This is a genomic window from Streptomyces chilikensis, from assembly GCF_001642695.1.
Classification (GTDB): Bacteria; Actinomycetota; Actinomycetes; order Streptomycetales; family Streptomycetaceae; genus Streptomyces; species Streptomyces chilikensis.
The window spans coordinates 1,242,427-1,266,450 of the sequence record NZ_LWCC02000005.1 but is presented as its reverse complement, the minus strand read 5'-3'; the positions used below and the strand labels follow the sequence as shown (position 1 = coordinate 1,266,450).

At 73.1% G+C, this 24,024-nt stretch carries 22 protein-coding genes and 2 riboswitches; of the genes, 15 read left to right on the top strand and 7 right to left on the bottom strand.

The window, feature by feature from the left end; genetic code table 11:
• Nucleotides 1-23: 23 nt before the first annotated feature.
• From A2U95_RS05660 to A2U95_RS05650, 3 genes are all read left to right on the top strand, one after another.
• Entirely contained in the window at nt 24-791 is a 768-nt protein-coding gene (locus A2U95_RS05660; RefSeq protein WP_166021118.1) for an enoyl-CoA hydratase/isomerase family protein, read from the top strand.
• A 247-nt stretch (nt 792-1,038) separates the two neighbouring features.
• On the top strand, nt 1,039-1,545 hold the full coding sequence (locus A2U95_RS05655; protein WP_166021117.1) for an ATP-binding protein: 507 nt from the start codon (nt 1,039-1,041) through the stop codon (nt 1,543-1,545).
• Between the two features lie 323 nt (nt 1,546-1,868).
• Complete coding sequence (locus A2U95_RS05650) at nt 1,869-2,081, top strand: EF-hand domain-containing protein (protein ID WP_166021116.1); 213 nt, start codon at nt 1,869-1,871, stop codon at nt 2,079-2,081.
• A 60-nt stretch (nt 2,082-2,141) separates the two neighbouring features.
• Here the strand turns inward: A2U95_RS05650 and A2U95_RS05645 are convergent, their stop codons facing one another.
• Nucleotides 2,142-2,702, bottom strand: coding sequence for a glycoside hydrolase family 25 protein (locus A2U95_RS05645; protein ID WP_166024852.1), 561 nt, complete (start codon nt 2,700-2,702; stop codon nt 2,142-2,144).
• A gap of 173 nt (nt 2,703-2,875) precedes the next feature.
• Here A2U95_RS05645 and A2U95_RS05640 point away from each other — a divergent pair, with 173 nt between their 5' ends.
• A complete protein-coding gene (locus tag A2U95_RS05640) occupies nt 2,876-3,463 on the top strand; it encodes a nucleosidase (RefSeq protein ID WP_166021115.1) in 588 nt (195 codons plus the stop codon).
• 242 nt (nt 3,464-3,705) lie between these two features.
• Nucleotides 3,706-4,482 carry a PP2C family protein-serine/threonine phosphatase gene (locus tag A2U95_RS05635; RefSeq protein WP_240957212.1) on the top strand — a complete coding sequence of 259 codons (777 nt, stop codon included), beginning with the start codon at nt 3,706-3,708 and terminating at the stop codon, nt 4,480-4,482.
• A 157-nt stretch (nt 4,483-4,639) separates the two neighbouring features.
• On the opposite strand, the gene A2U95_RS05630 is transcribed toward A2U95_RS05635, so the two are convergent.
• The 6 genes from A2U95_RS05630 to gcvT all read right to left on the bottom strand — a co-directional run bounded on the left by A2U95_RS05630 (nt 4,640) and on the right by gcvT (nt 11,530).
• The gene (locus tag A2U95_RS05630; protein ID WP_166021114.1) at nt 4,640-5,809 is read right to left on the bottom strand and encodes a hypothetical protein; all 1,170 of its coding nucleotides are present in this window, start codon (nt 5,807-5,809) and stop codon (nt 4,640-4,642) included.
• Between the two features lie 348 nt (nt 5,810-6,157).
• Entirely contained in the window at nt 6,158-6,916 is a 759-nt protein-coding gene (locus A2U95_RS05625; RefSeq protein WP_166021113.1) for a histidine phosphatase family protein, read from the bottom strand.
• A gap of 225 nt (nt 6,917-7,141) precedes the next feature.
• The gene (locus A2U95_RS05620) at nt 7,142-8,509 is read right to left on the bottom strand and encodes an L-serine ammonia-lyase (RefSeq protein ID WP_166021112.1); all 1,368 of its coding nucleotides are present in this window, start codon (nt 8,507-8,509) and stop codon (nt 7,142-7,144) included.
• Nucleotides 8,510-8,681: 172 nt separating this feature from the next.
• On the bottom strand, nt 8,682-9,953 hold the full coding sequence (gene glyA / locus A2U95_RS05615; protein ID WP_166021111.1) for a serine hydroxymethyltransferase: 1,272 nt from the start codon (nt 9,951-9,953) through the stop codon (nt 8,682-8,684).
• Nucleotides 9,954-9,958: 5 nt separating this feature from the next.
• The gene (gene gcvH, locus A2U95_RS05610; RefSeq protein WP_166021110.1) at nt 9,959-10,336 is read right to left on the bottom strand and encodes a glycine cleavage system protein GcvH; all 378 of its coding nucleotides are present in this window, start codon (nt 10,334-10,336) and stop codon (nt 9,959-9,961) included.
• 60 nt (nt 10,337-10,396) lie between these two features.
• Nucleotides 10,397-11,530 carry a glycine cleavage system aminomethyltransferase GcvT gene (gcvT, locus tag A2U95_RS05605; RefSeq protein WP_166021109.1) on the bottom strand — a complete coding sequence of 378 codons (1,134 nt, stop codon included), beginning with the start codon at nt 11,528-11,530 and terminating at the stop codon, nt 10,397-10,399.
• 42 nt (nt 11,531-11,572) lie between these two features.
• Nucleotides 11,573-11,684, bottom strand: a riboswitch (glycine riboswitch).
• Nucleotides 11,685-11,808, bottom strand: a riboswitch (glycine riboswitch).
• Between the two features lie 180 nt (nt 11,809-11,988).
• On the opposite strand from gcvT, the gene A2U95_RS05600 reads away from it, so the two are divergent.
• The 10 genes from A2U95_RS05600 (at nt 11,989) to A2U95_RS05555 (ending at nt 23,650) form a co-directional block, all read left to right on the top strand.
• Nucleotides 11,989-12,756, top strand: a complete 768-nt coding sequence (locus A2U95_RS05600; RefSeq protein WP_240957211.1) for an AAA family ATPase — start codon at nt 11,989-11,991, stop codon at nt 12,754-12,756.
• Between the two features lie 54 nt (nt 12,757-12,810).
• Entirely contained in the window at nt 12,811-13,596 is a 786-nt protein-coding gene (locus A2U95_RS05595; protein ID WP_240957210.1) for an enhanced serine sensitivity protein SseB, read from the top strand.
• A gap of 205 nt (nt 13,597-13,801) precedes the next feature.
• Nucleotides 13,802-14,584, top strand: a complete 783-nt coding sequence (locus A2U95_RS05590; protein ID WP_166021107.1) for an enhanced serine sensitivity protein SseB C-terminal domain-containing protein — start codon at nt 13,802-13,804, stop codon at nt 14,582-14,584.
• Nucleotides 14,585-15,407: 823 nt separating this feature from the next.
• Entirely contained in the window at nt 15,408-16,415 is a 1,008-nt protein-coding gene (locus A2U95_RS05585) for an ABC transporter permease (RefSeq protein WP_166021106.1), read from the top strand.
• Between the two features lie 74 nt (nt 16,416-16,489).
• Complete coding sequence (locus A2U95_RS05580; protein ID WP_166021105.1) at nt 16,490-18,280, top strand: ABC transporter substrate-binding protein; 1,791 nt, start codon at nt 16,490-16,492, stop codon at nt 18,278-18,280.
• A gap of 153 nt (nt 18,281-18,433) precedes the next feature.
• Nucleotides 18,434-19,432 carry an ABC transporter permease gene (locus tag A2U95_RS05575; protein WP_166021104.1) on the top strand — a complete coding sequence of 333 codons (999 nt, stop codon included), beginning with the start codon at nt 18,434-18,436 and terminating at the stop codon, nt 19,430-19,432.
• A complete protein-coding gene (locus A2U95_RS05570; protein ID WP_166021103.1) occupies nt 19,429-20,550 on the top strand; it encodes an ABC transporter ATP-binding protein in 1,122 nt (373 codons plus the stop codon). The genes A2U95_RS05575 and A2U95_RS05570 overlap by 4 nt, the downstream gene beginning before the upstream one ends.
• On the top strand, nt 20,547-21,911 hold the full coding sequence (locus A2U95_RS05565) for an ABC transporter ATP-binding protein (RefSeq protein WP_166021102.1): 1,365 nt from the start codon (nt 20,547-20,549) through the stop codon (nt 21,909-21,911). The genes A2U95_RS05570 and A2U95_RS05565 overlap by 4 nt, the downstream gene beginning before the upstream one ends.
• 138 nt (nt 21,912-22,049) lie before the next feature.
• A complete protein-coding gene (locus tag A2U95_RS05560; protein ID WP_166021101.1) occupies nt 22,050-22,727 on the top strand; it encodes a trimeric intracellular cation channel family protein in 678 nt (225 codons plus the stop codon).
• 62 nt (nt 22,728-22,789) lie between these two features.
• Nucleotides 22,790-23,650 (top strand): thioesterase family protein, encoded by an 861-nt coding sequence (locus A2U95_RS05555; protein ID WP_166021100.1) that lies wholly within the window; start codon nt 22,790-22,792, stop codon nt 23,648-23,650.
• Nucleotides 23,651-24,024: the final 374 nt, after the last annotated feature.

Here is a 24,024-nt window from a genome sequence, read left to right as displayed (position 1 = left end):
GTCCGGCCCGTAACCTGCTGCGCATGACCGTTCATCTCGAAGTCGCCGAAGGCGTCGGCACCCTGCGCCTGGACCGCCCGCCCATGAACGCCCTGGACATCGCGACCCAGGACCGCATCAAGGAACTCGCCGAGGAGATCACCCGGCGCGACGACGTCCGCGCCGTGGTCGTGTACGGCGGGGAGAGGGTGTTCGCCGCCGGCGCGGACATCAAGGAGATGCGGGCCATGGACCACGCGGCCATGGTCGCCCGGGCCCGGGACCTCCAGGACTCGTTCACCGCGGTCGCCCGCATCCCCAAGCCGGTGGTCGCCGCGATCACCGGCTACGCGCTGGGCGGCGGCTGCGAGCTGGCGCTGTGCGCGGACTACCGCATCGCCGGCGACAACGCCAAGCTCGGTCAGCCGGAGATCCTGCTCGGCCTGATCCCGGGCGCCGGCGGCACCCAGCGCCTGTCCCGCCTGATCGGCCCGTCCCGCGCCAAGGACCTCATCTTCACCGGCCGTCACGTGCGCGCCGACGAGGCGCTGGCCCTGGGCCTGGTGGACCGGGTCGTCCCGGCGGCCGACGTCTACACCGAGGCCCACGCCTGGGCCGCGAAGCTCGCCCAGGGGCCGGCCATCGCGCTGCGCGCCGCCAAGGAGTCGGTGGACGCGGGCCTGGAGACCGACCTGGACACCGGACTCGCCATCGAGCGGAACTGGTTCGCCGGGCTGTTCGCCACCGAGGACCGGGAGCGGGGGATGAAGTCCTTCGTGGAGGAGGGCCCGGGCAAGGCCAGGTTCCTCTGACCGGACGGGGCGCCGGGCCTGGCGGCGAAGCCGGACCGGCCGGGTGCCCGGCCGGGACCCGGCCGGTCCCCTGCCCGTGGTCCGGCCGGAATCGGCCCTTTCGGCATCCTTCTTCGTGAAGGTTCTGGCCAAGGTTCACACATGTTTCCTTGGCATATGTCGCCCGAACGGACGGAATCGATCGCTCCGGTGTACGGATTCCTGCGGAACCACCCCGGAGCGCTCGTCCGGCGGCCATGATGGGGGCATGGCGGGGCTGGAGGGCATCGAGCAGTCGCGCGGACCTGCCGGCGTCCCCCTGGTGCGCTGGTCGCCCGCGGTGGAGGACGAACGGGCGCTCTCGGCCGTCGCCGCCCACGGCAACCCCGCGGAGGCGGAGGTCGTCCTGCCGTCCTCCCCGGAGACCCGGGGCACGGCGCGGCGCTTGGTGCAGGTCGTCATCCTGCGCCACTGGGCGCTGGGGCCCAAGCTCGCCGAGGACTGCACGCTGCTCGTCTCCGAACTCGAGGGCAACGCCGTCCGGCACACCGGCGCCGCCCAGTACGGGCTGCGGATGCGCCGCCGGCGCGGATGGATCCGCATCGAACTCCGCGACCCCTCCCGCGGGCTGCCCTGTCTGCTGCCCGTCCATCCGATGGACGAGAGCGGGCGGGGCCTGTACCTGGTCGACCGCATGGCGGACCGCTGGGGCGTCGACCTGCTGCCCCGCGGCAAGCGGACCTGGTTCGAGATGCGGGTCGCCGACCGCGTCTAGGACCCCCGCGGCGCGCGCCGCCCGGTCCTCCGCCCGCCGGGAACACCGGACCCGCTGCCACGGCCGACGGCGGCGCCCCTCCCGGGGCGGCCCCGCCGCCGAGGCCCGCGCGGAGGAGGACACCGTCGAAGGGCCGCTCCGCCGACGGGAGTTGCCGGCGGCCGGAAAGGGGCGGCGGCCGGACGCCGGCCGCCGGGAGGCGTTCGCCCGGGTGGTCGCCGCACTGCGCGCCCGTGCGGCCGGATAATCTTTCCTGCGTCAACCAGATGTAGACGTGGACGCGCGGGCAGACGGCGCGTCCGGCACGAAGGGGAGGGTCCGGCATGGCGGACATTCAGGAAGCACGCAAGGAGTTCGAGCGGCTCGACGCCGACGGGGACGGCTTCGTCACCGCCGCCGAGTTCAAGACGGCGCTCGCGCAGGCGGGTGACTGGAACGTCACCGACACCGTCGCCGAGTCCATCATCGCCTCGCGTGACCTGGACGGCGACAAGCTCCTCTCCTTCGACGAGTTCTGGGCGTACCTCTCCAAGTGACGCCCCGCTCCGAGACGTCCGGCCCGCCCTGCGCCCCCGCCGGCGCGGGGCGGCCGCCGTTCAGGCGCCCTCGGCCCACTCCCGGAGCGCGTCCGCTCCGTCGAACCGGGCGACGTTCCTGTCCACCGGGTCGTCGGTGTACTGGTGGACGACCCACTTCGCCCTGATCTCCGGCTCGCCCTCCGCGACCCCGTACTGCGCGATCCACAGCCCGTCGCCGGCGTACGAGGTCCGGTCGACGTCCAGCCAGAAACTCCGGTTGCAGTACAGCAGCACCCGGTTGCGCGGCCTGAGCGACTTCACCTCGCGGATGAACCGGTCCTTCTCCGCGTCGCTCGCCCGCGTGCCGCCACCGGTCGTCTCCCAGTCGCAGGCCAGCAGGTCGCCCGCCCGCGCCGGGGCCTTCTGCGTGAAGTACTCGGCCTGCTCGGTGATGTCGCCGGGCCACAGGAAGTGGTAGAAACCGACAACCAGTCCGGCCTTCCGGGCGCACTCGGCCTGCGCCTCCATCTTCGGATTCACGTAGGTCCGCCCCTCCGTCGCCTTGACGATCACGAAGGCGAGCCCGTCGGTGTCGTAGGAGGCGGGCTGGTGCGAACTGACGTCGATGCCGTGAAGCATGGGGGTCTCCCTCATGTCGCTCCTGAACAAGCCGGGTTGAACGGAGCATTCCCCTCGCGAACGGGAGCGACCCCCACCGATCACCACCGATCCCCGTCAAACCGCGCAAAGCGGGTCTCCGGACGCCCGGCCCCCGGAACCGCCGTCCGCCGGTGGAACGTACCGTTCCTCCCATGGAACTGATCGGTGAGATGTCCCCCGACCGCCCGCTCCTCGTCCTGGCGGTCAAGGAGGAGGCGGCGGAACTCGGGAGCGGTGCCCCCGTGCTGCTGACCGGCATGGGCAAGGTCAACGCGGCCGCGGCGCTGGCGGGGGTCCTGGGGCGAGGGGTGCTGCCGCGCGAGATCGTGAACCTCGGCACGGCGGGGGCGCTGCGACCGGGGTGGACCGGGACGCACGTGATCGCCCGGGTGATCCAGCACGACCTGGACTCGCGCCTGCTGGCGGGCCTGACCGGGGAGGTCTACGGGGCGCCGATCACGCTGGCCGAGGATGACGGCGACGGACCGGTGCTGGCCACCGGCGACACCTTCGTGTCCGACGACGCGGCCCGGGACCGCCTCGCCGGACAGGCGGCACTGGTGGACATGGAGGGGTACGCCCTGGCGTCGGTCGCGCAGCGGTTCGGGGTGCCGATCCGCCTGGTCAAGCACGTGAGCGACGACGCGGGGGACGGCGCCGCCCGCACCTGGCGGGAGTCGGTCGCCGCCTGCGCGGTGGAGCTGGCCCGCTGGGCGGAGCGGAACGTGGCCCCGGCGTAGACCGCACCGGCCGTGCGCCGGGCGGCGGCACGGGCGCCCGCCGGCCCGGAGGCGGCCGCGCCCCGCCCATCTGCTGGCTGATCGTCGGGATCACCGGCGACAGGAGCGGCACCGGCATCCGGACGGCCGCCACCGCGCTCTTCTTCGGGGCGGGCGCGGGACTGGTCCTGCACGCCCGCCGGGCCCTGCTGCGGGAGCTGCGCCGCACCTGGGACATCGCCGCCACGGCCCAGGGGGTCCTGGTGCGCCCCCTGCCGCCCAGGGTCGGCGGCCTGGACGTGGCCGCGGTCCAGCGCTCCGCGGACCCCGGCGCGGTCATCGGCGGCGACGTCTACGAGGTGCTGGACACCGAGCACGGCGTCCGCGCCCTCATCGGGGACGTCCGCGGCCACGGCCTGACCGCCGTCCCGGCCGCCGCCGCGGTGCTCGGCTGCTTCCGCGAGGCGGCGCACGAGGAGTACGAACTGCACGGCGTGCTCCGCCGCGTCGACCGGGCCTTCGCCCGCCACCTGAGGCACCGCGCCCAGGAGGGACGGCACCCGGCGGGCGAGGAGTTCGTCACCCTGCTGCTCCTGGAGATCCGCGGCGACGGCGTCCTGCGCGCGGTCAACTGCGCCCACCCGTGGCCGTACCGCGTCGGCGTGGGGCCGACCCGGCCGCTCTCGGAGGCCGAACCGCTGCCCCCGCTCGGCGCGTTCCCGCTGCCCGAGCACATCCCGGTCACCCACTGCGGCCGGATGCGCCCCGACGACGCCCTGATCCTGCACACCGACGGCGTCACCGAGGCCCGCGACGACCGCGGCCGTCCCTTCCCCCTGCCGGAGACGCTCACCGGAGCGGCCCGCGGCCGTCCGCCCACCGCCCGGTACCTGCTCCACGCGCTGGATTCCGCGCTGCTGCACCACACCGGGGGAAGCCCCTCGGACGACACGGCCCTGCTGATCCTGCACAACGACGCGCGGCTCTTCGCCCCCCTGCCGGTCCCGGGGCAGGCGCCGGTCGCCCACCCGATCCCGTAGCGGGCGCCCGGGCCGCCGGACGAGCCGGACGACCCGAGGGCGGGTGACGGACCGCCGGAGACAATCCCGCCCGCCGCCCTGGGGAGCTTCGCGCAGCCGCCGCTCCTCGGCCCGGCGGGGGCCCGCCGCCGCGCCCCTCGCCGGACGTCCAGGCCGGTCAGCCCTCGCGCCGCAGGCGCACGACGACGGGGGCGCGGAAGGGATCGCCCGACTGGTTGACCTGGACGTGGCCGGCGCCGAGCCACTCGTCGGTGCCGGGCACCCGGTGGATCTCCCGCAGCCACAGCGACTGCCGCGACTCCTCACGGGCCCCGGTGGAGACGGGCAGCCGGTCGCGCCCGATCTTCACGCACCGCCCGTCGTCGGTCAGGTACCAGTTGCCGTCGAGGAACAGGCCCCGGTCCTCCTGGCCCACCGGGGTCCGCCAGGCGCACTGTCCCGGCGCGGGCTCCTGCTCCACCCACCGTGAGCCCTCCCGGCGCAGCCGGATGTACTCGTCCTGCGGCTCGGGATCGACCTCGCCGTGGTTGAAGGTGTTGGTCCCGTAGGCGCGCACCTCACCGTCGTCGAGGACGAGGACCCGGCTGAGGCCGGCGCTCGGCTCCGGGGGGACCGGCTCCGCGAAGCGGGCCGGCGGAGTCTCCACCGCTCTCCAGGACGCGCCGTCCCAGTGCATGGAGGCGGGCTGGGCGTACCGTTCGCCGTAGCCCAGTTCGGTGCCCGGCCCGGTCGAGCGGCTGCCCACCGCCCACACGTCGTCCGGTCCGGCCACGGCGAGGTCGGAGGCGTCGTACGGCAGCCGGGTCGAGGTCCAGCGGACGCCGTCGAAGTGCAGGGCGGTCCGGTCGGGGCCGAGGGCCCAGACGTCGTCCGGACCCAGCGCGTGGAGGTCCCCGACCAGGGACGCGTCCGCCCCGAGGTCCCGGGACGGCACCGGCGGGGGGACGGGCACCGCGGACCAGCGGTCCCCGTCCCACCGCGCCCAGGAGGCGGGGCCGTCGGTGGCACCCGAGGGGCGGAGCCACAGTTCCTCCGTGCCGATCTCCTCGAGCCGCGGCGGGTGCGGGCCGGCGCCGAGCGCCTCGGGCAGGGGCTCGCGCCTCCACCGCTCCCCGTCGTGGTGCAGCAGGTGCGCGCCGGGCCCCCCGTCGCCCTCGGGCGCGACCGCCCAGACGTCGTCCTCGGCCAGGGCGGCGACATCGCTCAACGGCGCGCCGGAGTCCGCGATGTGCTCGAACTCCCAGCGGAGCGGGGACGAGGCGGCCCCGCCGCCGGAGCCGGACGGGGCGGGAGGGCCCGGGGCCGTGCCGGGAGCGCATCCGGCCACGGTGAGCAGCGTCGCCGTGACGGCGGCTGCCGCGGCCCCCCGCCACACGGCTGACCGGCACCGGCGCATGACCGTCCCCCCTCCCCGGCCGCCCCCTTCGGGAGCGGTCCCGGCGAGGCAGCGTACCCGCGCCGGAACGGAACCGGGACCGCGGCCCCGGCGGTGCGCGGGATCCGCCCCACGGCGGCGGCCGGCCGCGGCGCCCGGTGCCCGGAGGGCCCGTCCGGCGGATCATGCGCGGGGGCCGCGGGGCCCGGCGTGCGCTTCCCCCGGCTCCCGGCCCCGCCCGAGCGGCTCACGGGGTGACGGCGGCGGGAACGGCGCGGCCCGCCGGGCGGTGCCCCGGGGTCAGGCGGTGCGGTCACCGGCCGATGCCGGCGGGGTCAGATGGGCGGTGTCGCCCCAGGAGATCAGGCGCAGGCGGTGGCCGTCGCCGTCCCAGTGCGACACCGAGGCGTTCGGGACGGGCGGCAGCTGCTCGGGCGCGGTGGCCCCGATGCCGGCGAGGACGTGGCGCAGGGCGATCAGCACGCCGTCGTGCGCGACGACCAGGACGCGCCGTCCGGGCGCGGCCCGGCCCAGGTCGGAGACGAACTGCCCGACCCGGACGGCCACGTCGGTGAAGGCCTCGCCGCCGGGCGGCCGGTAGTACCAGTCGCCCAGCAGCTCCCGGCGGGCCGCCTCGCCCGGCGCCCGGGCGCGCAGCGCGGTGGGCGGGTGCAGTTCGAAGACGCCCGTCTCCCGGTCCCGCAGCCGCTCGTCGACCAGCGCGTCCAGGGGCGGCGTGCCGAGCCCGGCGGCACGGGAGGCCATCTCCTCCCACGTCCGCAGGGCGCGCAGGTAGGGGGAACAGACGACCAGCTCCGGCCCTGCTCCGGGGGCGAACCCGGCCAGCCAGGTCCCCAGCGCGCGGGCCTGCGCCACCCCCTCACCGGTCAGGGGGACGTCCCGGTCGCGGCCCGGGACGGGCTCCGTGGAGCCGGACGCCGCCGCGGCGGCGAAGGCCACGTTGGCCGTGCTCCGCCCGTGGCGCACGGCCCACAGGCCGGCCAGGGCGCAGGGCGGGACCAGGTCGGCCGGCGGGCCCGGTTCGGGGAGCCGCGTCATGCCGGCCGCTCGCGCCGGCCGGTCGCGGACAGATCCATGCGCGCACTCCTCACGGGGGAAGGCCGTCGCCGCCAGGGTAGGGCCGCGCGGGCCCGCGCGGGACGCGGAACCGGTGTGCCGGCGCCGGCCGCGCGGACCACCGGGCGGCCGGCGCCGTGCCGGGACCACCGGGCGGCGGCCTTGCGCCGGGACCGTCAGGAGCCCGCCCGTGCCGGGCCCGTCCCGTCAGCACTCGATGATGTTGACCGCGAGCCCGCCCCGCGCCGTCTCCTTGTACTTCACCGACATGTCCGCGCCGGTCTCCTTCATGGTCTTGATGACCTTGTCGAGGGAGACCTTGTGCGAGCCGTCGCCCCGCAGCGCCATCTTCGCGGCGGTCACCGCCTTCACCGCGGCCATGCCGTTGCGCTCGATGCACGGGATCTGGACCAGACCGCCGACCGGGTCGCAGGTCAGGCCCAGGTTGTGCTCCATGCCGATCTCGGCGGCGTTCTCCACCTGTTCGGGGGAGCCGCCCATCACCTCGGCGAGGGCCCCGGCCGCCATCGAGCAGGCGGAGCCGACCTCGCCCTGGCAGCCGACCTCGGCGCCGGAGATGGAGGCGTTCTCCTTGAAGAGCATGCCGATGGCGCCGGCCGCGAGGAGGAAGCGGACCACGCCGTCCTCGTCCGCGCCCGGGACGAAGTTCAGGTAGTAGTGCAGGACGGCGGGGATGATGCCCGCGGCGCCGTTGGTGGGGGCGGTGACGACCCGGCCGCCGGCCGCGTTCTCCTCGTTGACCGCCATGGCGTAGAGGGTGATCCACTCCATGGAGTGGGCCAGCGGGTCGCCGGCCGCGCGCAGCTGGCGGGCGGTGACGGCGGCCCGGCGGCGGACCTTCAGGCCGCCCGGGAGGATGCCCTCGCGGGACATGCCGCGGTCGACGCACTCGCGCATCACGCGCCAGATGTCGAGCAGGCCGGAGCGGATCTCCTCCTCGGTGCGCCAGGCCTTCTCGTTCTCCAGCATCAGGGAGGAGACGGAGAGGCCGGTCTCCCGGGTGAGGCGCAGCAGCTCGTCGCCGGTGCGGAAGGGGTGCTTCAGCACCGTGTCGTCCAGCTTGACGCGGTCCGCGCCGACGGCCTCCTCGTCGACGACGAAGCCGCCGCCGACCGAGTAGTACGTCTTGTGGAGGAGCTCCTCGCCGGTGTGGCCGTAGGCGGCGACCGTCATGCCGTTGGCGTGGTACGGGAGCGCCTCGCGGCGGTGCAGGACCAGGTCGGCGTCGAAGTCGAAGGGGATCTCGTGGTCGCCCAGCAGGCGCAGGAGACCGGTCTCCTTGATCTTCTCGACGCGTTCGTCGGCCGACTCCACGTCGACGGTGCGCGGCGAGTCGCCCTCCAGGCCCAGCAGCACGGCCTTGGGGGTGCCGTGCCCGTGGCCGGTGGCGCCGAGGGAGCCGTAGAGCTCGCAGCGGACGGAGGCGGTGGCCTCCAGCAGGTTCTCGTTGCGCAGGCGGGCGGCGAACATGCGCGCGGCGCGCATCGGGCCCACCGTGTGGGAGCTGGACGGGCCGATGCCTATCGAGAACAGGTCGAAGACCGAGACGGCCACGTCGACTCCTCGTTGAATCGTTGGCTGTGGGGTGGGGGGAAGGGGCGGGGCGCCCCGCCCACCGGACGGTGGTGGGCGGGACGCCCCGCGCGCGTACGTGAATCGTACGTAATGCCCCAGGCGGGGCGAAATCCGCACGCGCCGTGCGGGGCCGGTTACAGCGTCGCCGGGATCACAGCGACGGGTACAGCGGGTGCTTCGCGGCCAGGGCCTCCACCCGCGCGGCGAGGGCGGCGGCCGTGTCGGCCGGGAACGGCGACGGGGCCTTCAGCGCCTCGGCGATCACGTCGGCGACCTCGGTGAAGTCCTCCGCGCCGAAGCCGCGGGTGGCCAGTGCCGGGGTGCCGATGCGCAGTCCGGAGGTCACCATCGGCGGGCGCGGGTCGTTCGGGACCGCGTTCCGGTTGACGGTGATGCCGATCTCGTGGAGCCGGTCCTCGGCCTGCCGGCCGTCCAGCTCGGAGTCGCGCAGGTCGACCAGGACCAGGTGGACGTCCGTGCCCCCGGAGAGGACGGAGACGCCCGCCGCGGTGACGTCGTCCCGCACCAGGCGCTCGGCCAGGATGCGCGAGCCCTCCAGGGTCCGGCGCTGGCGGTCCTTGAACTCCTCGGACGCCGCGACCTTGAAGGCCACCGCCTTGCCCGCGATCACGTGCTCCAGCGGGCCGCCCTGCTGGCCGGGGAAGACCGCGGAGTTGATCTTCTTGGCCAGCTCGGCCGTGGAGAGGATCACGCCGCCGCGCGGACCGCCCAGCGTCTTGTGGGTGGTGGTGGTGACGACGTGGGCGTGCGGCACCGGGCTCGGGTGCAGGCCCGCGGCCACCAGGCCGGCGAAGTGCGACATGTCGACCATCAGGTAGGCGCCGACCTCGTCCGCGACCCGGCGGAACGCGGCGAAGTCCAGCTGCCGCGGGTAGGCCGACCAGCCGGCGATGATCAGCTTCGGCCGCGACTCCTTGGCCAGGCGCTCGACCTCGGCCATGTCGACCTGGCCGTCCTCGCCGACGTGGTACGGGACCACGTCGTAGAGGCGGCCGGAGAAGTTGATCTTCATGCCGTGGGTCAGGTGCCCGCCGTGGGCCAGGTTGAGGCCCATGATGGTGTCGCCCGGCTTGAGCAGGGCGTGCATCACGGCGGCGTTGGCCTGGGCGCCCGAGTGGGGCTGCACGTTGGCGTGCTCGGCGCCGAAGAGCTCCTTGAGGCGGTCGATCGCGATCTGCTCGATCACGTCGACGTGCTCGCAGCCGCCGTAGTAGCGGCGGCCCGGGTAGCCCTCGGCGTACTTGTTGGTGAGGACCGAGCCCTGGGCCTCCATGACGGCCACCGGAGCGAAGTTCTCCGACGCGATCATCTCGAGGGTGGACTGCTGGCGCGCCAGCTCGGCGTCGATCGCCGCGGCGACCTCGGGGTCGAGCTGCTGAAGGGGGGTGTTGAGCGTCGACATAAGGTTCAGTTCCCGGCGAACTCGGTGTACTCGTCGGCGGAGAGCAGGTCGCTCGGCTCCTCGGAGATGCGGACCTTGAAGAGCCAGCCGCCCTCGAAGGGCTCGGAGTTCACCAGGGACGGGTCGTTGACGACGTCCTCGTTGATCTCGGTGACCTCGCCGGAGACCGGGGAGTACAGGTCGGAGACCGACTTGGTGGACTCCAGCTCGCCGCAGGTCTCGCCCTCGGCGACGCTCTCGCCGACCTCGGGGAGCTGGGCGTAGACGACGTCACCGAGCGCGTCGGCCGCGAACTTGGTGATGCCGATGGTGGCGACGCCGTCCTCGACGGGCGACAGCCACTCGTGCTCCTTGCTGTAACGCAGGTCAGTGGGGTTGCTCATGGCAGAGATTCTCCTGTACGCGGGGAGTTTCCGAAGGAAGGGGGAAAAGGCGGCGAAGGATTACTTCTGACGCCGGTAGAACGGCAGCGCGACGACCTCGTACGGCTCGTGGGTGCCCCGGATGTCCACGCCCACGCCGGCCGTGCCGGGCTCGGCGTGGGAGGCGTCGACATAGGCCATGGCGATCGGCTTCCCCAGGGTGGGGGAGGGGGCGCCGGAGGTGACCTCGCCGATCACCTTGCCGTCGGCGACCACCGGGTAGCCCGCGCGGGGGACCCGGCGGCCCTCGGCGACCAGGCCCACCAGCTTGCGCGGCGGGTTCTCCTGCGCGCGCGCGGCGGCCTCGGTGAGGGCGGCGCGGCCGACGAAGTCGCCCTCCTTCTCGAACTTCACGACCCGGCCGAGACCGGCGTCGAAGGGCGTGAGGGAGGTGGAGAGCTCGTGGCCGTACAGCGGCATGCCGGCCTCGAGGCGCAGCGTGTCGCGGCAGGACAGGCCGCACGGGATCAGGCCCTCGGGGGCGCCCGCCTCGGTCAGCGCCCGCCACAGTTCCTCGGCGTGCTCCGGGGCGGTGAACAGCTCGAAGCCGTCCTCGCCGGTGTAGCCGGTGCGGGCGATCAGCGCCGGGACGCCGGCCACGGTGCCGGGCAGGCCCGCGTAGTACTTCAGGCCGTCCAGGTCGGCGTCGGTGAGGGAGGCCAGGATGCCGGGGGAGGCGGGGCCTTGGACGGCGATCAGGGCGTAGGCGTCCCGGTCGTCGCGGACCTCGGCGTCGAAGCCGGCCGCGCGCGTGGTGAGCGCGTCGAGGACGACCTGGGCGTTGGAGGCGTTGGCGACCACCATGTACTTCTGCAGACCGGCCTCGGTGTCCGCCAGTCGGTAGACGATCAGGTCGTCGAGGATGCCGCCGTCCTCCTGGCAGATCATCGTGTACCGGGCGCGGCCCGTGCCGACCGAGGCGATGTTGCCGACGAGGGCGAAGTCCAGCAGCGCGGCGGCCTGCGGGCCGGTGACGGTGATCTCGCCCATGTGGGAGAGGTCGAAGAGGCCGGCCCGGGTGCGGACGGCGTTGTGCTCGTCGCGCTCGGAGCCGTACCGCAGCGGCATGTCCCAGCCGGCGAAGTCGGTCATGGTGGCGCCGAGCGAGCGGTGCAGGGCGTCGAGCGCGGTGTGACGGAGGTCGGAACTGCTCATGGGCGGACTCCCGGTACGGGCGAGGGCATGACGGTGGGGTGTTCCTCCCCATCTGTCATCGGAACCTGAGAGGTTCGCCATGACCGCCGGCCGGGGTCAGGGCTTGCACCGTGGGTGGGACCGCCACGAGGGACGGACCGCTTTTCAGATGTGCCTCGCCCGCGCGGTGACTGGGCCTGAGAGATTCAAGGGAGGGACTTGCTCCTTCGGCGCCCGGGCCGACCGCACACCTGAAAAGACGTGGGTCCGACGCCCCGGGACTCTCCCGCGCGGATTCAAGCGGCCGGTATGCAGTTGACGGGCTCATCATCGCACGGCCCGCCCGCGCCCGGCGGGCCCCCCGCGTGTTGCGGAACCGTGGCGGGAACCGGGCGCAAATGAGACGACCCCCGCATTACCTCCTCTTTACACTTGGGGGGGATGCTCCAGGTCCCGAACCCGAGGGGGAGGACGACCACGTGAAGAGGACGATCGCCGGCACCGGGTACGCCGTGCCCGTGACCGGACCCGGTCCGCGCCACCACGCGCGCTCCTGGGCCGGGACACGGGCGGCGGGTCCGGCCCGGGCCAGGGGCGGCGCCGACCGGGCGGCGCGCTGCGCGGCGGGCGGGGCCGCCGCGAGGAAGGTGTGCGACCTGCGCGGGAAGGGCGCCGGGGGGCCCGGGGCGCGGCTGGTCTTCGGGGCGCGGGACGTGGTGGTGGTCACCGGGCTGCCGGGCAGCGGCAAGTCCACCATGATGCGGCGGGCCGTGGGTGAGGGCGCCGTCCGGATCGACTCCCAGGACACCCGCGACCGGTGGGACGCGCGGATGCCGCGGGCGCTGCCCTACGCCGTGTACCGGCCGCTGGTGCGGCTGGACCACTACGCGGGGCTGCGGCGCGCGCTGCGCGGACCGGCGCCGGTGGTGGTGCACGACTGCGGCACCCAGCGGTGGGTCCGCTCCTGGCTGGGCCGCGCCGCCCGCCGGCGGGGCGGGACGCTGCGGCTCGTCCTGCTCGACGCCACCCCCGGCGAGGCCCTGCAGGGACAGCGGGCGAGGGGGCGCGGCGTCTCCCGGTACGCCTTCGCCCGGCACCGCAAGGCGGTCGGGCAGCTCCTCTCCGACGTCGTGGACCGGGGCCGGCTGCCGCGGGACTGCGGATCGGCGGTGCTGCTGGACCGCGCGGCGGCGCGGGCACTGCGCGGGATCGGGTTCGCCCCGGACCGGGGCTCCGGCGTCCCGTAGTCTGGCCAGCCGCAGACAAGCGGTCGAGCAGAGCGGGAACCCAGGCGGTAGGCGATGAACGCGGCAGGGATGAACTACGGGGCCGGCGGTCCGGCGGAAGCGGGCGGGCCCGTCAACGAACTGGAGGAGGTGCTGGCGGCGTCGGCCGGCGCTCCCGCCTCCCAGGCCGCCGGCGGCAGGGTCCTGGAGGTGCTGACCCGCAGCTTCGTCTGGATCCCCCTCCCCGGCGGCGGCGACCGGGACAGCACCACCCTGGACCTGCCCACCGTGGAGCTGGACGGGCAGACGTTCGTCCCGGTCTTCAGCTCCCAGGAACAGTTCCTGCGCGTTGTCGGACCCCGCATGTCGTTCACCGTCGCCCCGCTCGTGGAGTTCGCCCGCGGGCTGCCGCCCGAGGTGGGCATCGCCGTCAACCCGGACGGCGCGGTGGGCCTCCCGCTGCCCCCGGCGGCGGTGGCCGAGCTGTGCCGTGCCGCGGGCCCCGGCGGCGGGACCCGCGGCGGGCGCGTCCGGCTGTGGGAGCCGGACTGGCGGGACGACCCGGTGGACTTCCTGCGCGCCGCCGCCGAGGAGTTCGCCGCCCTCGGCGTCGTCGCGAGCGCGCGCCGCTGCCTGGCGGCGATCGAGACGGCGGAGCCGACGCTGTTCGTCGGCGTCGAACTCGCCACCTGGGACGCCCCGTCGGGGGACGCCAGGGCCCTCCCCCTGGACGCGCTCGGCCGCGCCCTGGGGCGCCACCCCGTCCGCTGGCCCGTCAACCTGGTCCTGCTCGACGCGGTACCGGACCCGGTCTGCGACTACCTGCGCACCAAGGTGCCGCCCTTCTACGGCGCGGTCTGAGCCGCCGCTCCGGCAGGCGCCGCGCCGCCCGCCGCCGGCGCCCGGCGGTCACCGGCCGCCGGGCGGGGCAAATCGCCCGGGAGCTCCCGGGTGCGTCAAGGTGGTGTCTTCGACCCCGCTCAACCTGGTTTCATAATCCCGGTCGAACACTCGCTGTCGGACATCGATGGGCGGAAACCAATGTCGTCGCGAAAGGCTGGTTGAGGTGAGCGCGTCGGGCACGGCCGCCGCCGGGCAGGTGGAGCAGATGCTGCGCCAGGTGTCGCCCGGGCGCTATGACGCCTACGAGGCGCTGCTGGGCGCCCTCGCGGCCCCGTCCGCCGGCCGGCTCTGGATGCTGCTGTGGCACGGCCGGGCCGGGTCCCCCGACGCGCAGTACGGGAGCATGGAGGTCGACGGGTACGCCTACGTGCCCTGCGTGACCTCCGCGCAGGAACTCTCCGCCAGCGGCTGGAGCCGCGGTTACGAGGTCGTCGACGCCCTCGAGGTCGCCAACGCCCTCTACCCGGACCACCACGGCCTGTGGCTCAACCCGCACGCCCCCGGCGGCGGGGTCGGCATCCCCTGGCTGGACCTGCGGCGTATCGTCGCCGGCCTGGACCGGCAGCCGGCCGGTCCGCTGCGGCTGTCCGAACCCGCCATAGAGGTGCCGCAGTTCTACGCCCTGCTGGCGCAGAACGCCCACCGCACCCCGGCGGTGCGCGCGCTGCGCCGCGCCTGGGTGCAGCCGGTGCTCGGCGCGCCCTACCTGGCCATCGGGCTCGACGTCTACCAGGCGTCGCCCGCCGCCGTGGAGTCGGTGCGGTCGATGATGAGCCAGTCGGTCGGCGCGGTGCCGGAGGGCCTGGCGGTCTCCACGGTCGCCATGGCCGACGACCACGACCCGGTCGCGTTGTGGATGCGGGCCAACGCCCGCCCGTTCTACGACCGGGACGCGCACGCCCGCCCGGCCGGCGCCTACGGCTACCCGCCCGTCCCCGGCGGCTGATCCGCCCGCCGGCGTCCGCCCGCCCGGCCGTTCCCGTCGGCCGCGCGACGCCGTGCACGCGCCCCCGCCGCGCCGGGAGCGCGCACCCGGCCCCGCCCGCGCGGCCGCCCTCCGGGCGACGGCGGGACCTGACCGCCGGCCCCGTTCCCGCGCGGACCCGTCCGAGCGCCCCGGCTGCCGAGCCGTGCCGGCGCGGCTGTTGACGCCGTGCGGGTGCGGCCGGGCCCGTCCGGCGGTCGCGGGCCGCCGTCCGGCGGCCGGCCCGTGCGGGTGTCCGTCCCTGGCCGCAGGCCCCGTTCCGGTGCGGAGAAGGTCCGAGCGCGCCCCGGCCACCGGGCCGCGTCGGCGCGCCTGTTGACATCGCGTGGGTGCGGCCGGGCCCGGCCTGTGGTCGCGGGCCGACAGGGCCGCGACCCGCCGGTGGTGCCACGCCGTGCACCCGGACCCCGTGGTCGTGCCGGGCGGCGGAACCCCACGCCTCGCACCGCGCCGCCCGCGCCGCAGTCCGGTCCACCATGCGTCCGCGGCCGGAGTCTCCGCGCGTAACCTCCGGGCGGTTTGGCCCAGTTGGACAGCGTTGAGACGCACCTGTCCCGACGCGGGTGTGTCCGCCCCTTGATGACCACCGTCCGAATAACGGAACTCCCAGCTCAGCATCACAGTTGCGCATCCATTCCCCGGGAGCTCTGGCGATTCGTCGCCATGGCCATGAAAACTCCCCGCAAGGGTGTGCGCTACGCACCCTTTTGCACGACGGACAGGTCAAGCCGCTACCGCGGCATGTGCGGCCCGGCTACCGCCGGTTGAGAGGGGTCCCTGCCAGATGACGGCACCATTGCACGAGCCGACCGCCGAGGCGGCCCCGAGCGCGGCCGTGGAAGCGGCCGCTGCCAGCAGCGGGACGAAGGCCGTCCAGGGGCGTTCCCTTGGGCGGATCGCCTGGGAGCGCCTGAAGCGGGACAAGCTCGCACTCTTCGGCGGCGTCGTCGTGGTGTTGCTGGTGTTCGTGGCGATCTTCGCCCCGCTGATCACCAGCCTGGTCGGGCAGGACCCGGACCTGCGCCACGAGGAACTGATCGACCCGCTGTTCGGCACGCCCATCGGGTCGCTCGGCGGCGTCAGCGGCGAGCACTGGTTCGGCGTCGAGCCGGTCAGCGGCCGCGACATCTTCGCCCGCATCGTCCACGGCGCCCGGGTCTCGCTCCTGGTCGGCTTCGCCTCCGCGCTGGTGGCCGTGGTGCTCGGTACCGTGCTCGGGATCCTGGCCGGCTTCTTCGGCGGCTGGGTCGACGCGCTCATCAGCCGCGTGATGGACGGTCTGCTGGCCTTCCCGCAGCTGCTGTTCACCATCGCCCTGGTCTCCGTGATGCCCAACGACCTGCTGGGACTCAGCGGCTCCGGCGTCCGGGTGTTCGTGATGATCCTGGTGATCGGTTTCTTCGGCTGGCCCTACGTCGGACGCGTGGTGCGCGGCCAGACGCTCTCCATGCGGGAGCGCGAGTACGTCGAGGCGGCCCGTTCGCTGGGTGCCGGGCGGCTCTACATCCTGTTCAAGGAGCTGCTGCCGAACCTGGTGGCGCCGATCATCGTGTACACGACGATGATGATCCCCACCAACATCCTCACCGAGGCGGCCCTCAGCTTCCTGGGCGTGGGCGTCAAGCCGCCCACCTCGTCCTGGGGCCAGATGCTCTCCAGCGCGATCAGCTACTACCAGTCGGACCCCATGTACATGGTGGTCCCCGGTCTGGCGATCTTCATCACCGTCCTGGCCTTCAACCTCTTCGGCGACGGCGTCCGTGACGCCCTCGACCCGAAGGGTTCGCGCTGACGCGTCGAACACCCACTGAGCGTCCCGTGGCTCAAGCACACGGGATCTTTCATCAATCCGGAGGATCCGAGATCGTGACTACCCACACCACAGGGCGGCGGAAGCGGGCTCTCGCCGCTGCCGCCGTGGTCGCGGCGCTGCTGTCCACGGCGGCGTGCGGCGGCGGCAGCGACAGCACCGACAAGGCCGGCAACACCGCCAAGGCCGCGGGCTTCGACGCCGCGAACAACAAGGTCGCCCAGGCCGAACTGGTCGCCAAGGGCGGCGAGCTGAAGTTCGCGGGCGCCCAGGACGCCGACTCGTGGGACACCACGCGTGGCTACTACGGCTTCATGTGGAACTTCGCCCGGTACTACTCCCGCACGCTGGTGACGAACACGCCGGCCCCGGGTGCCGAGGGCGCGGGCATCACGCCGGACCTGGCGACCGCCGCCGCCGAGATCAGCGACGACGGCAAGACCTACAAGTACACCCTCCGTGACGGTGTGACCTGGGAGGATGGCAAGCCCATCACCTCCAAGGACGTCAAGTACGGCATCGAGCGCATCTGGGCGCAGGACGTGCTGTCGGGCGGCCCGGTCTACCTGAAGGACGTCCTCGACCCCAAGGGCGAGTACAAGGGCCCGTACAAGGACAAGCACCCGGAGAAGCTCGGCCTCAAGGCGATCGAGACCCCGGACGACAAGACGATCATCTTCAAGCTGCCGGAGGCCAACTCCGACTTCGAGGAGATGCTCGCCATGGTCTCGGCGTCCCCGGTCCGCGCCGACAAGGACACCAAGGCCCAGTACCAGCTCAAGCCGTTCTCCTCCGGCCCGTACAAGTTCGAGTCGTACGAGCCCGGCAAGAAGCTGGTCCTGGTCCGCAACGACAAGTGGTCGCAGGAGTCCGACCCGGTCCGCAAGGCGTACCCGGACAAGATCTCGGTGACGTTCTTCTCGGACGCCAACGACATGGACCAGCGCCTGATCAACGGTGACTACCACCTGGACATCAACCAGACCGGCATGTCCCCGCAGGGCCGCCAGACCGCCCTCCAGGAGCACAAGGGCAACCTGGACAACCCGGTCTCCGGCTACATCCGCTACGCGGTCTTCCCGCAGAGCGTCAAGCCGTTCGACAACGAGCACTGCCGCAAGGCCGTGATCTACGGTGCCGACCACGAGTCGCTGCAGACCGCGCGCGGCGGCCCGATCGCCGGTGGCGACATCGGCACCAACATGCTCCCGCCGTCGGTGCCGGGCTCCGAGGGCCAGAAGTACGACCCGTACGAGCTCGCCGGTGCCAACAAGAAGGGCAACGCCGAGAAGGCCAAGGAAGAGCTCGAGGCCTGCGGCAAGCCCGACGGCTTCAAGACCCGCATCGCGGTCCGCAACAACAAGCCGGTCGAGGTCGCGACCGCCGAGTCGCTGCAGGCGTCGCTGAAGAAGGTCGGCATCGAGGCCGAGATCGACCAGTACGACGGCTCGCAGACCTCCTCCATCATCGGTAGCCCCGAGAACGTGAAGAAGAAGGGCTACGGCATCATCATCATGGGCTGGGGCCCGGACTTCCCGTCCGTCCAGGGCTACGGCCTGCCGCTGTGGCACAGCGACTACATCCTCGAGAGCGGCAACAACAACTACGCGCTCATCGAGGACAAGGAGATCGACGGCCTCTTCGAGGACTACGTCAAGGAACTCGACGACGCCAAGAAGGCCGAGATCTCCACGCAGATCAACCACAAGGTCATGGAGGGCGGCTACTACCTGCCCTTCGTCTTCGAGAAGTTCATCAACTGGCGCTCCCCGGAGCTGGCCAACGTGTACACCTCGGACGGCTACAGCGGTCAGTACGACTTCGTCAACCTGGGCCTGAAGAAGTAATCCCTTCCGGCACACCCGCCGTACGGCACGAAAGGCAGGTGAAGGCCGGCGCGGCGTGACCGCGGGCCGACCGGGGGACGAACCCCCGCCGCTCACAAGGCGGCTGGGGAACGTCCCCCGGCTCGGCCCGCGGTCCGCGGCGGGCCGAGAGCTGTGCTCGCTTACCTCATCAGGCGGCTCATAGCCGCCGCAGTGATGCTGGTGGTCATCATCGTGGTGGTCTTCGGCATCTTCTTCCTGATCCCCAAGTGGGCCGGCATCGATCCCGCGGCCAACTTCGTGGGCAAGCAGGCGGACCCCGCGGCCATCGAAGCCGTGCGGCAGAAGCTCGGCCTGGCCGAGCCGATCCACTCCCAGGTCTGGGAGTTCTTCAAGGGCATCTTCGCCGGCCGCACCTACGTGGGCGGCGGCGACGTCACCAACTGCGCCGCGCCCTGCTTCGGTTACTCGTTCCGCACCGAGCAGGAGATCTGGCCGGTCCTGATGGACCGCTTCCCGGTGACGCTCGCCCTCGCGCTGGGCGCCGCGCTGCTGTGGCTGCTGCTCGGCGTGTCCGCCGGCGTGCTCTCCGCCCTCAAGCGGGGCAGCGTCTGGGACCGCGGCGCCATGGTCATCGCGCTGGGCGGCGTCTCGCTGCCCATCTACTTCACCGGCATGGTGTCGGCGGCGATCTTCATCTACGGACTCGGCTGGATCGACGGCCAGTTCGTCCCGCTGGAGGAGAGCTTCTCCGGGTGGATGGGCGGTCTGATCCTGCCCTGGATCACCCTGGCCTTCCTCTACGCCGCCATGTACGCCCGGATCACCCGCGCCACCATGCTGGAGGTCCTCGGCGAGGACTACATCCGCACGGCGCGCGCCAAGGGCCTGGCCGAGAAGACCGTGATCAGCAAGCACGCCATGCGTTCCACCATGACGCCGGTGCTGACCATGCTGGGCATGGACATCGGCGCCCTCATCGGCGGCGCGATCCTCACCGAGACCACCTTCAACCTGCCCGGACTGGGCCAGGCGGTGCTCCAGGCGATCCGCACCCAGGACCTGCCCGTCATCCTGGGCGTCGTGCTGATCACCTCCATCGCGGTGATCATCGCCAACCTCGTGGTGGACATCCTCTACTCCGTGATCGACCCCCGGGTGAGGCTCGCATGACCGACACCAGCAAGAACGCCGGCTCCACGACCGACCGCGGCACGGCCGTGGGCGAGCCCGCCGCGGCCCGCCCGGCCGGCGGCGGCGCCTTCCTCGACGTCCGCGACCTCAAGGTGCACTTCCCCACCGACGACGGCCTGGTCAAGTCCGTCGACGGCCTGAGCTTCCAGCTCGAGCGGGGCAGGACCCTCGGCATCGTGGGCGAGTCCGGATCCGGCAAGTCGGTCACCTCGCTCGGCATCATGGGCCTGCACACCGCCGGGCAGTACGGCAAGCGCAAGGCGCGGATCTCCGGCGAGATCTGGCTGAACGGCACCGAACTGCTCTCCGCCGACCCCGACCACGTGCGCAAGCTGCGCGGCCGGAACATGGCGATGATCTTCCAGGACCCGCTCTCCGCGCTGCACCCGTACTACACGATCGGGCAGCAGATCGTGGAGGCGTACCGCATCCACCACGACGTGGACAAGAAGACGGCGAAGCGCCGCGCGGTCGAGATGCTCGACCGCGTGGGCATCCCGCAGCCGGACAAGCGGGTGGACAGCTACCCGCACGAGTTCTCCGGCGGCATGCGCCAGCGCGCCATGATCGCCATGTCCCTGGTCAACAACCCGGAACTGCTGATCGCCGACGAGCCGACGACCGCCCTGGACGTGACCGTCCAGGCGCAGATCCTCGACCTCATCCGCGACCTGCAGAAGGAGTTCGGCTCCGCGGTCATCGTCATCACCCACGACCTGGGCGTCGTCGCGGAGCTCGCCGACGACATCCTGGTGATGTACGGCGGCCGGTGCGTCGAGCGCGGCCCGGCCGAGAAGGTCTTCTACGAACCCCGCCACCCCTACACCTGGGGCCTGCTCGGTTCGATGCCGCGGCTGGACCGCGAGCAGCAGGAGCGTCTCGTCCCGGTCAAGGGCTCCCCGCCGTCGCTGATCAACCTCCCGTCCGGCTGCGCCTTCAACCCGCGCTGCCCGTACGCGGACATCCCGAAGGACGACGTCACCCGCACGGTCCGGCCGGAGCTGACCGAGGTCGGCAGCCGTCACTGGGCCGCCTGCCACATGGGCCAGGAGCAGCGGGAGCGTATCTGGACCGAAGAGATTGCGCCGAAGCTGTGAGCGAGAACCGAGAGAACCGTACGGACCCCGCGGGTTCCGGGGAGACCGCCGACGGCGAGATCCTGCTGAAGGTCACCGGGCTCCAGAAGCACTTCCCGATCCGCAGCGGCCTGCTGAAGCGGCAGACCGGGGCGGTCCGCGCCGTCGACGGCCTGGACTTCGAGGTCCGCAGGGGCGAGACGCTGGGCGTCGTCGGCGAGTCCGGCTGCGGCAAGTCGACCATGGGCCGGCTGATCACCCGCCTGCTGGAGCCGACCGGCGGCACGGTCGAGTTCGAGGGCAAGGACATCACGCACCTCGGCGTCGGGGGCATGCGCCCGCTCCGCCGTGACGTGCAGATGATCTTCCAGGACCCGTACTCGTCGCTGAACCCGCGCCACACCATCGGCACGATCGTCGGCGCCCCCTTCAAGCTGCAGGGCGTCACGCCCGAGGGCGGCATCAAGAAGGAGGTCCAGCGGCTGCTGGAGGTCGTGGGCCTCAACCCGGAGCACTACAACCGCTACCCGCACGAGTTCTCCGGCGGCCAGCGCCAGCGCATCGGCATCGCCCGCGCGCTCGCGCTCAAGCCGAAGCTGGTGGTCGCGGACGAGCCGGTCTCCGCGCTCGACGTGTCCATCCAGGCGCAGGTGGTCAACCTGCTGGACGACCTCCAGCAGGAGCTCGGGCTGACCTACGTGATCATCGCGCACGACCTGTCGGTGGTCCGGCACGTCTCCGACCGGATCGCGGTGATGTACCTCGGCAAGATCGTCGAGCTGGCGGACCGCAACTCGCTGTACAAGTCGCCGATGCACCCGTACACCAAGGCGCTGATGTCGGCGGTGCCGATCCCGGACCCGTCGCGCAAGTCGGCGAAGAGCGAGCGGATCCTGCTCCAGGGCGACGTCCCCTCGCCGATCGCCCCGCCCAGCGGCTGCCGGTTCCACACCCGGTGCTGGAAGGCGACCGAGGTGTGCCGCACCACCGAGCCGCCGCTGCTGGAGCTGCGGCCCGGGCAGCGGGTGGCCTGCCACCACCCGGAGGACTTCGCGGACCAGGCGCCGCAGGACACCGTGCTGCTCTCGGCGGCCAAGGAGGCGGCCGAGCTGGTGCCGGACGCCGTCCTGGAGGAGTCCACCTCGGCCGCGGTCGCGGCGGAGCGCGAGTCCGGCGCGGACCCGGCCACGGAGTCCGGGGCCGACCCCGTCACGGAGTCCGGGGCCGACCCCGTCACGGAGTCCGGGGCCGACCCCGTCACGGAGTCCGGCGCGGACCCCGTCACGGAGTCCGGCGCGGACCCGGCCGCGGAGCCCGGCACGGGCCCGGCCGCGAAGTCCGGGCCGGACGGGACGTCCGGCGAGGCCGTCACCAAGGAGTGACGTCCGGTGGCCGGAGGGGGCGGCGCCCGCAGGGTGCCGCCCCCTCCGCATGCCGACGTGACGCATTGAACTTCAGGCATCTCGCATGCTGGACCTTTTAATGCAAGGCGAACGCCAGGCGACCGGCACAATGTTGAGGTGTCTCCCCAACTGTTCAGCCCGGGAGTTCAGCACACGCTCGAACTGGTCGGCATCTTCGTCTTCGCCATATCCGGCGCGCTGCTCGCCGTGCGCAAGAACTTCGACGTCTTCGGCATGGCCGTGCTCGCCGAGGTCACCGCGCTCGGCGGGGGTCTCCTCCGTGACGTGGTGATCGGCGCCGTGCCGCCGGTCGCCTTCACCGACCTCGGGTACTTCCTCACCCCCCTCGCGGCCACCGTGCTGGTCTTCTTCCTCCATCCCCAGGTGGAGCGCATCCAGACCGCGGTCAACGTCTTCGACGCGGCTGGCCTCGGCCTGTTCTGCGTGGGCGGGACGCTCAAGGCGTACGAGTACGGGCTGGGGCTCACGGCCTCGGCCACGCTGGGCATGGCGACCGCCGTCGGCGGCGGCGTGCTGAGGGACATGCTGGCCAACGAGGTGCCCTCGCTGCTGCGCTGGGACCGCGACCTGTACGCGGTGCCCGCCATCGTCGGCTCGGCGATGGCCGCCGTCTTCATCGGGCTGGACGCGCTGACCCCCGCCACCCTGGGCGTGGCCGTCATGGTCGCCTTCGTGCTGCGGCTGCTGGCCATGCGGTTCCACTGGCGCGCCCCCCGCGCCTGGCACCGGCGGTCGACGGTCAAGGAGGTCGCCACGGAGGACGTCCTGGTGTGAGGTGGGACACTGTCGCCCGTTGGAAAGCTACCGCTTAGTAACGTGCGTTGTATCGTTCTCCCATGTCAGATGCAGCCTCCGCCCAGGCGATCCGGGCCACGATCGGTGACAGCGAGTTCGACCGGGACAGCACGGTCACGCGCCGGGAGCCCGGCGTGTACGACATCGATCTCTCCGCCGACTGGACGATCTTCAACGCGGTCAACGGCGGCTTCCTGCTGGCCGTGGCGGCCCGCGCCCTCTCCGACGCGCTGCCGCACGACGACCCGTTCTCCATCACGGCCCACTACCTGACGGCCTCCACGCCCGGCCCGGCCGTGGTGCGCACGTCCGTGGTCCGCACCGGCCGCACCCTCTCCACCGGCCAGGCGTCGATCTTCCAGACGGACGCGGACGGCAACGAGGTCGAGCGGATCCGGGTCCTCGCCTCCTACGGCGACCTGGACTCGCTGCCCGACGACGTCCGCACCACCGCCGTTCCGCCGTCGTTCCCGCCGCTCGAGCAGTGCTTCGGGCCCGACGACTCGCCGGAGCCGCTGCCGGGCGCGTCCGCCATCACGGACCGCCTGTTCATGAAGCTGGACCCCGCCACCCTGGGCTGGGCGCTGGGCGCGCCCTCCGGCAAGGGCGAGGTGCGGGGGTACTTCGGCCTCGCCGACGGGCGGGACGCCGACCCGTTCTCGCTCCTGCTGACCGTGGACGCGCTGCCGCCGACCGCGTTCGACCTGGGGCTCACGGGATGGGTGCCGACCGTGGAGCTCACCGCCCACATCCGGTGCCGTCCGGCCCCCGGCCCGCTGCGGGTCTCCATCACCACGCGCAACCTCGCCGGCGGCTTCCTCGAGGAGGACGCCGAGGTCTGGGACACCGCCGGCCGCCTCGTCGCCCAGTCCCGCCAGCTCGCGCGGGCGCGGCTCGCCTGAGCGGCCGCCCGAGGCCCTGTCCGCCGGGGCTCCTTCCCGCCCGCGGGCTGCCGGGCCCAAGGGCGCGGCCGCCCGGGCTCCGTCCGTCCCTCCCCCTGGGCGACCGTCCCGCCCAGAGGGCGGGACGGGGGCCCTCCCCGGACTTCGTCCGGGGATCCCCACCTGCTCGAGCGAAGCCGAGAGCTCGGGGGCGGGGGGTATCCCCGGACGAAGTTTTCGGGGGAAGCGGGTGCGGTCCCGCGCCTGTCCGCGCGACGGCTCCCTCGACGCGGCCCGGGGTCCGGGGCGGAGCCCCGGTTCCGGGAAGGGGCGGGGTGGGGGAGACGCCCCGCGCGGCGGCGACTCACCGGCTCCCGTCCCGGGACGCGACCGGC